The 1337-nt window shown below is 70.4% G+C and carries 1 protein-coding gene; it reads right to left on the bottom strand.

Translation table 11 applies throughout. The features are described 5' to 3' along the window. A partial coding sequence (locus tag LP52_RS25425; protein ID WP_238581096.1) for an acyltransferase domain-containing protein occupies nt 1-944 on the bottom strand: 944 nt, incomplete at its 3' end. Between the last annotated feature and the right edge of the window lie 393 nt (nt 945-1337).

Genomic DNA, 1337 nt, shown 5'->3' with positions numbered 1-1337 from the left:
GACCAGTCGACGTCTGCTCCGTGCACCCACAGATCCGCCGCCGCACCGACCACCGACTCCACCTCACCCCGATCCCGCCTCAGCGCAGCAACCAACACCGCCTCATCGGCACCCCGACCCGCCTCCGCATCAGCCTCCAGACACTCCCCCACCTGCGACACCAGACCACCGTCCGGCCCCAACTCCACGAACCGCGACACCCCCGCCCGCGCCATCGCCCCCACTCCGTCGGCGAACCGCACCGTCTCCCGCACATGCCGCACCCAGTACTCCGGCGAACACAACTCCTCAGCCCCCGCCAACGCCCCCGTCACATTCGAAACCACCCCCAACCGCGGCGCCGAGAACGACACCTCCCCCAAAACCGCGCGGAACTCCTCCAACACCGGCTCCATCAACGCCGAATGGAACCCGTGACTCACCCCCAGCCGCCGCACCCGGCAACCCTCCTCGGCCAACTCCCCCACGACCTCCTCGACAGCACCCTCCTCACCCGAGACCACCACCGAACGCGGCCCGTTCACCGCCGCCACATCCACACACGCCCCGCGCCCCACCGCCGACTCCACAACCTCCGACACCCGCACCTCGGCCGCGTCCACAACCGCCATCGCCCCGCCCCCGGGCAACCCCTGCATAAGCCGCCCCCGCGCAGCCACCACCCGCGCCGCATCCGGCAACGACCACACACCCGCCACATGCGCCGCCGCCAACTCCCCCACCGAATGCCCCATCACACACCCGACATCCACCCCCCACGACTCCACCAACCGAAACAACCCCACCTCCACCGCGAACAACCCCGCCTGCGCAAACACCGTCCCCTCCAACACCCCCGCATCATCACCCCACACCACCTCACGCACCCCGCACCCCAACCACCCCTCCAACTCCCCCACCACCGCATCGAACGCCTCCCGAAACACCCCGAACTCCCCGTACAACCCCCGACCCATCCCCAACCGCTGCGCACCCTGACCCGAAAACACCACCCCCACACGACCCCCACCCACACGACCCACCACACCCCGCACCGGCACCCCGCCCTCAGCAACCGCACCCAACCCCGCACACAACTCACCCGCATCCGACCCCAACACCACCGCCCGATCCTCCAACCCCCCGCGCCGCGCCAAACCCGCCCCCACACTCACCGCATCCACACCGCACCCATCCCCCACAAACCCCGCCAACCGCCCCGCCTGAACCGCCAAACCACCCGCACCACGCCCCGAAACCACCCACGGCACCACCGACACCCCACCCACACCACCGGCACCCGCGGCCCCCTCCACCACCGGAGCCTCCTCAACCACCACATGCGCATTCGTCCCCGA

Source organism: Streptomonospora alba (assembly GCF_000826685.1).
Taxonomy (GTDB): Bacteria; Actinomycetota; Actinomycetes; order Streptosporangiales; family Streptosporangiaceae; genus Streptomonospora; species Streptomonospora alba.
The sequence above is the reverse complement of the archived record's forward strand: the minus strand, read 5'-3'. Positions and strand labels throughout refer to the sequence as shown.